Below are 7,165 nucleotides of genomic sequence, written 5' to 3'. Positions count from 1 at the left end.
TAAACTCAAGGCTGAAAATAAAAAACAGCTAACCAATAGTAGTATTCTTTTCATACGGTAATCGACTTTAAGTGAAATTTTTCTTAAAAAACAAACTTAAGTCTTTTGAAGCAAACTCCTATAGGGCTATAGCCGTTTTTTTACAAAAAACACAAATTAATTAAGAATATTATACTAAAAAACACCTTAAAGCAAACAAGTATGCTTAAAAAATACAATTTTGTTAAAGAATTATCGGTTATAAATTATTGTTTTTTCGGTTTAAAGTTCTGATAAGTTGAAAGTCTAATGTCAAAAGTCTAAAAATTGGCGGAGCGACTAAAAACACTTAATAAACCCAACACCTCAACTATCTCTTCGTTAGAATTATAACTATGTAAACAAAAACGCAGTCGTTCCTGACCTTGGGGAACTGTGGGTGACAGGATAGGCTTTACATTAAAACCTTTACTCTGAAGTGTTGCTGCTATCGCTTTTACGGTATCATTTCCGGGTATAATCATACAATGAATTGCAGAATTACTACGAACAAAAGCAGGTGAAAGACATTGTAATTTTATTTCCTGCTTAAAAGTTATAGTATTTTCTTTCAGCCTGGTTAAAGGGCTGTCTTTTATATCAAAAGCATCCAGATATTGATAGGCTTTTAAAATAGTGGCAACGGAATGCGGTGGCAATCCTGTGGTATAAATAAAACTTCGTGCAAAGTTAATCAGATATGACTTTAGTTCTTCTGAACCTAAAATCGCAGCGCCGTGGCACCCCAAACCTTTTCCAAAGGTCATTATTCTTGCAAATATTCTGTCTTCTAAATGTAAAAACTGAATAAGCCCTTCTCCTTTGTCTCCAAAAACACCTAAGGCATGGGCTTCGTCAACAACAAGATAACAATTGTATTTTTCTGATACTCTCACTAATTCTTCCAGATTAGGGGAATCACCATCCATAGAGAAAACAGATTCGGTAACAATATAAATAGTCTTATCAGGATTGCGGTGCAGGATATTTTCTAAATCTTCAAAATCATTATGTTCAAATTTATATGCTTTTGCATGTGACAACTGAATTCCGTCTCGTATGGAAGCATGGATCAATGCGTCATAAAGGATAATATCGCCTCTTTGCGGAACGGAACTAAAGAATCCAAGGTTTGCATCGTATCCGGAATTAAAAAGCAACGCAGCTGCTGAATTGTGAAAACCGGCAATAAAAGTTTCCGTTTCAGTATAAAGGGAATGATTTCCGGATAATAAACGAGACCCTGTTGCTCCGTTCTGAACCAGACCACATTCTGTGAGATACTGATAAGCGGAATGAAAAACAACTTCTGACTGGGATAATCCCAAATAATCATTAGAAGCAAAATCAATCTTATTATCAGATACAGGCAACTGACGAAAAGTATTAGATTCTTTTCGAACTTGAAGTTTATTAATTATAGTATCAGGTATCTTTTTCATATTTCCAAAAATAAAAAAAACGCCGAACAAATGTTCGGCGTTTTCTAATTTATAAAGAAACTATTTTAGTCAACTAAAATAATTATTCTATTATCTTTCATTTCAAGTGTACCGGATTGGATAGCCAACGTATATCTCTGATCATCAGACTTTTTAAATTTTGCTTCAAACTCTTTATTCGGCTTAAAATCAGGAGTAGCAATTTTGATATTCCCCACTGTTAATATTGAAATAATATTAGCATGGTGATCTAACATTTGAAACTCTCCGTTTATTCCGGGAACGGCAACTGAAGTTACATCTCCTGTGAATAAAGTGGCTTCTGGTGATACGATTTCTAAATGCATAATTAAAGGTTTTAGATATTTAGTATTGAGATCTTAGATATTAGTATTGAGATGGTTATACCTTCAATTCTAAATACTATGATTCTGCAAGCATTTTCTCTCCGGCTTCAATTGCTTCTTCAATTGTTCCTTTTAAGTTGAATGCTGCTTCTGGTAAATGATCTAATTCACCGTCTATAATCATATTAAATCCTTTGATCGTATCTTTAATATCTACTAATACTCCTTTTAAACCTGTAAACTGCTCTGCTACGTGGAAAGGTTGTGATAAGAATCTCTGAACACGACGTGCGCGTGATACGGATAACTTATCTTCTTCGCTTAACTCTTCCATACCAAGAATTGCAATAATATCTTGTAATTGTTTGTATTTCTGTAGAATTTCTTTTACTCTTTGTGCACAATCATAATGCTCAGCTCCTAAAATATGTGGTGTCAGAATTCTTGAAGTAGAATCTAACGGATCTACTGCAGGATAAATACCTAACTCAGCAATTTTACGAGATAATACGGTTGTTGCATCTAAGTGAGCAAATGTTGTTGCGGGAGCCGGATCTGTTAAATCATCCGCAGGAACATAAACTGCTTGTACTGATGTAATGGAACCTCTTTTTGTAGAAGTAATACGTTCCTGCATCGCACCCATTTCTGTTGCTAATGTAGGCTGATACCCTACTGCAGAAGGCATACGCCCTAATAAAGCGGATACTTCAGAACCTGCTTGTGTAAAACGGAAAATATTATCTACGAAGAATAACACGTCTTTTCCTTGTCCTTCTCCTGATCCGTCACGAAAATATTCAGCGATGGTTAATCCGGATAAAGCTACACGTGCACGTGCTCCCGGTGGCTCATTCATCTGTCCAAAAACGAAAGTCGCTTTTGATTCTTTCATTAGTTCTTTATCTACTTTAGATAAATCCCATCCTCCATTCTCCATAGAGTGCATAAAATCGTCACCATACTTAATGATACCGGATTCTAACATCTCACGAAGTAAATCATTTCCTTCACGTGTTCTTTCTCCTACTCCTGCGAATACTGAAAGACCTCCGTGTCCTTTTGCTATATTGTTAATTAACTCCTGAATCAACACTGTTTTACCAACACCGGCACCTCCGAAAAGACCAATTTTACCTCCTTTTGCATAAGGCTCAATTAAATCAATTACTTTAATACCTGTAAATAAAACTTCTGTAGAAGTTGATAAATCTTCGAATTTTGGTGCCTGACGGTGAATCGGCATTCCGTTTGTTCCTGTTTTTGGTAAATCTCCCAAACCGTCGATTGCATCTCCAATAACATTGAATAAACGACCGTAAACTTCTCCGCCAATAGGCATCTGGATCTGAGTCCCGGTACCTGTAACTTTCTGACCTCTGCTTAATCCATCAGTAGAATCCATAGAGATAGTACGAACAGTATTCTCACCTACGTGTGACTGTACTTCAAGTACTAATAACGAACCATCTTTCTTTGTGATTTCTAATGAATCATAAATTTTTGGAAGTTCGGCATCTTGTGTATTGAACACTACGTCAACCACAGGACCGATGATCTGTGCAACTTTTCCTATTACTTTAGACATTACTTATGTATTTATTAAACAGCTTATTAAGATTATAAAAAATAACCCTTTTTCTCAAAGCGCAAAGATAGTTTTTAAAATGAAAAATTAATAACTTTTCCGGTTTTTTTTATCAATACATTACAGCATTGATATATCTCTGATTTAAAGAAATCTGAATTTCAACTGATAAAAGCGAAAACGTTGTAGAGATGCACAGTTTTGCATCTCTACAACGTTTAATTATTCAATTTTTGACAATCAGATAACCGTATTACATCTGTAGAGACACAGCTGTGTGTGTCTACAGATGTAATACGGTTCCATTATCCGGTTATACAATTATTCGGTTCTGCCGTAATTCCAAAAATCAATTACTCAACAGTAACCGATTTTGCAAGGTTTCTAGGCTGATCTACATTACAACCTCTCATTACCGCAATATGATAGGATAATAATTGCAATGGAATCGTAGTTAACAATGGTGATAAAGCATCACTTGTTTCAGGAATCTCAATAACATAGTCTGCTAATTCTCTTACCTGAACATCTCCTTTTGTTACTACGGCTATAATCTTTCCGCTTCTTGATTTAATCTCCTGAATGTTACTAACCACTTTTTCATAATGTCCTAATTTCGGAGCAATTACAACTACGGGCATGTGTTCATCAATTAAAGCAATTGGACCGTGCTTCATTTCTGCAGCAGGGTATCCTTCTGCATGGATATATGAAATTTCTTTTAATTTTAGAGCACCTTCTAGTGCTACGGGAAAATTATATCCTCTTCCAAGATATAAGAAATTCGTGGAATCTTTAAAAACGGCTGAAATTTCTTTTACATTATCATTTGACAATAAGGCTTCTGATACTTTTTCCGGAATCAGTTCCAGCTCTCCAAGATATCTGTGAAAATCAGAACTTGAAAGTGTTCCTTTTGCTTTTGCTAAACGTAAAGCAATCATTGTTAAAATAGTAATCTGAGTCGTGAATGCTTTTGTTGATGCTACACCTATTTCCGGTCCGGCATGTGTGTAAGCTCCTGCGTGTGTTTCTCTTGAAATAGAAGAACCAACAACATTACAAACACCAAATACAAACGCTCCTCTTTCTTTTGCCAGCTTAATCGCCGCCATAGTATCTGCTGTTTCACCGGATTGTGAAATTGCAATCACAACGTCTTTCGGTCCGATAATCGGATTTCTGTATCTGAACTCAGAAGCATATTCTACCTCTACCGGTATTCTTACAAACTCTTCAAATATATATTCTGCTACTAATCCTGCATGCCATGAGGTACCACAGGCAATAATAACAATACGTTCTGCGTTTAGAAACTTCTCAAGATTATCTTCTACACCGGACATCTTCACAATACCCTGATTAGCAAGAAGTCTTCCGCGATAAGTATCTTTTATTACATTCGGCTGCTCATAAATTTCTTTAAGCATAAAGTGTTCGAAACCACCTTTTTCAATTTGCTCTAAATTCAATTGCAACTGCTGAATATTAGCATCTACTACACTGTCATCTTTAATTTTTCTGATTCTCAGTTCTTTATTAAGTCTGACAACTGCCATTTCTTCATCTTCTAAATAAACAGCATTTGAAGTATATTCAATAAAAGGTGTAGCATCTGAAGCAATGAAGTATTCTCCTTTACCAATCCCTATTACTAAAGGACTTCCTAAACGAGCCACAACTATTTCATCTGGTTTTTCTTTATCAAAAACAACAATAGCATAAGCACCAATCACCTGATTTAATGCTACTTGTACTGCTTTTCCTAACTTAAGATTCCCTTGTTTTTTTACTTCTTCAATCAGATTCACCAATACTTCTGTATCTGTATCGGACTTAAAAGTATATCCTCTTTTAATTAACTCCTGTTTTAACGAATCATAATTTTCAATAATACCATTATGAACGATAACTAAATTACCGGAATTTGAAACATGGGGATGAGAGTTAATATCATTTGGCACACCATGTGTAGCCCAACGTGTATGCCCTATACCTATATTTCCGGTTGTAGTAATTTCTTTTGCAACTCTAGCTTCAAGATCGGATACTTTTCCTTTTGTTTTAGACAGTTTTAAATCCTTACCATCATATAAAACAATACCCGCACTATCATATCCTCTGTATTCCAGTCTTGTTAACCCGTTTATAACAACCGGGTATGCGTCTCTATGACCGATATAACCAACTATTCCACACATATCTTTAACTAATTAGGTTTTGTGTAATAAATCTTCAATTTTAATTTTTTATTTTCCGGCACTGCAGCTGCGGAACCGTACAATACTGTTCCTAACTGATTAATAACCGAATAAGCCGGAAGCTGAGTAATTGTTCCGAAAGGTGTCTTTAAATAAGCATTAGATATCTGATTAATATCTTCTGTAACAACTAATCCCAATCGAACATTAGCAGAATCTTTATTAACAATAGCATTAATATGTTCTGTTAATCTTATTTTATATTTTGTGCCTCTTCCATCACTGTCTTTCTCAATAATACCACCTAAAATCGTTTTATTAAATTTTGTTTTTACATTAGTGGTTCCATCATAATAATAATCCACTATGGGCGTATTCTTCTTAGTATCGTATAAATAAATTCTGATCGGCTCTCCTTTATCCTTATCATTGCCGGCCATTGCTGTTTTATCTATATAAAACTCCAGATTTGCTTCATTTATCAGCCATTTTTTTGCTCTGATTTCTTCTAACTGAGTAGCATCAAATAAATCGATATAAGCCACAGAGCCTTCTCCTCCTTTTAGATATAATTTATCATCTCCTAATGATGGATTTGATCCTGCTAAAGCACTTGTATATTCTGATTTATAAGTATTATCAAATAAGTTTACTGAGTTACCGGTTAGATTCAGAACCATGGATTTTTCAACTTTCGGATCTGTTGCTACCACTGCATCTACTTTATATTTAATCGTAACTGTTCCTCCTGAAAAATTAATCTTGTTCATTGCATTACCGTCCAAAGCACCTGCTGTATTTTCAACCTGAAAATACAATCCTCTTAAATAATCATGAAAAACATTATTATTAGCCAATTTCCCTGCTGCTGCTGCACCAAATATTTTTTGCTGAAAAAACGCTTTATTTAAGATTAAACGCATTCCCGGCTTTACTGTTTTTTCTTCTTCTCCCTCTTTTATTATCTTATGTTCAGCAGAACTAAAGACAAATTGTTCGTTCTGAGCTTTATCAACAGCATCATTTAGTGGTTGTCCTAACTTATTAGAATTAATCATTACATTCTGATCGGAATAATAACGTTGTTTATCGAAAGTATTATTCGGATCAAAATCTCTTAAATAATACCCGGATTCATAAACACTTAACTTAATAGGGGAATTGCCATATATAGAATCTAACTTATATTGTTTAGAACCATCTTCTGTTGCTGGTTTTAATGTACTGAAATAGGGAATATACAATATAACCTCTTCAATAACAGGATTATTACCAATTGTAGGCGCTACTTCTGCCAGCGTTAACTGCGTTACAAAATTAGCTGCTGTTTTTCCAAATGCGGGATTATTATAAATTCCAAGTGAATTAAGCGGAAGGTTATTGGTTTGTACCGGTCCTGTTGCTGCATTAAAAGCGACGATCTTATAAGTCGAATCTATATCAAATTTAAAATGATCTTCTCCTACAACATTAGATCCAACTGAATTAAAATCTTTATCGCAAGAAGCGAAAAGAGCAATAACAGCGACTAAAACTAACTTCTTTATAAATGAAATATTATTCATATAA

5 protein-coding genes are annotated in these 7,165 nt (G+C 34.6%); all 5 read right to left on the bottom strand.

The window, feature by feature from the left end; genetic code table 11:
- Nucleotides 1-299: 299 nt before the first annotated feature.
- The 5 genes from AC4FQX_RS14700 to bamH all read right to left on the bottom strand — a co-directional run bounded on the left by AC4FQX_RS14700 (nucleotide 300) and on the right by bamH (nucleotide 7,161).
- Nucleotides 300-1,460, bottom strand: coding sequence for an aminotransferase class I/II-fold pyridoxal phosphate-dependent enzyme (locus AC4FQX_RS14700; RefSeq protein WP_491168477.1), 1,161 nt, complete (start codon nucleotides 1,458-1,460; stop codon nucleotides 300-302).
- Between the two features lie 65 nt (nucleotides 1,461-1,525).
- Nucleotides 1,526-1,807, bottom strand: coding sequence for a FoF1 ATP synthase subunit delta/epsilon (locus AC4FQX_RS14695; RefSeq protein WP_491168476.1), 282 nt, complete (start codon nucleotides 1,805-1,807; stop codon nucleotides 1,526-1,528).
- A gap of 76 nt (nucleotides 1,808-1,883) precedes the next feature.
- Nucleotides 1,884-3,395, bottom strand: a complete 1,512-nt coding sequence (gene atpD / locus AC4FQX_RS14690) for a F0F1 ATP synthase subunit beta (protein ID WP_491168475.1) — start codon at nucleotides 3,393-3,395, stop codon at nucleotides 1,884-1,886.
- A gap of 353 nt (nucleotides 3,396-3,748) precedes the next feature.
- A complete protein-coding gene (gene glmS / locus AC4FQX_RS14685) occupies nucleotides 3,749-5,596 on the bottom strand; it encodes a glutamine--fructose-6-phosphate transaminase (isomerizing) (RefSeq protein ID WP_491168474.1) in 1,848 nt (615 codons plus the stop codon).
- Between the two features lie 8 nt (nucleotides 5,597-5,604).
- Entirely contained in the window at nucleotides 5,605-7,161 is a 1,557-nt protein-coding gene (bamH, locus tag AC4FQX_RS14680; protein ID WP_491168473.1) for a BamH family beta-barrel-assembly machinery protein, read from the bottom strand.
- Nucleotides 7,162-7,165 lie beyond the last annotated feature (4 nt).

It is taken from the genome of Flavobacterium sp. AK-301, assembly GCF_058310215.1.
This window is presented reverse-complemented; position numbering and strand designations above follow the sequence as displayed.

Coding starts and splice junctions, on each gene's coding strand:
- AC4FQX_RS14700 (WP_491168477.1), bottom strand. CDS start 1,460: ATGAAAAAGATACCTGATACTATAATTAATAAACTTCAAGTTCGAAAA.
- glmS (WP_491168474.1), bottom strand. CDS start 5,596: ATGTGTGGAATAGTTGGTTATATCGGTCATAGAGACGCATACCCGGTT.
- atpD (WP_491168475.1), bottom strand. CDS start 3,395: ATGTCTAAAGTAATAGGAAAAGTTGCACAGATCATCGGTCCTGTGGTT.
- AC4FQX_RS14695 (WP_491168476.1), bottom strand. CDS start 1,807: ATGCATTTAGAAATCGTATCACCAGAAGCCACTTTATTCACAGGAGAT.
- bamH (WP_491168473.1), bottom strand. CDS start 7,161: ATGAATAATATTTCATTTATAAAGAAGTTAGTTTTAGTCGCTGTTATT.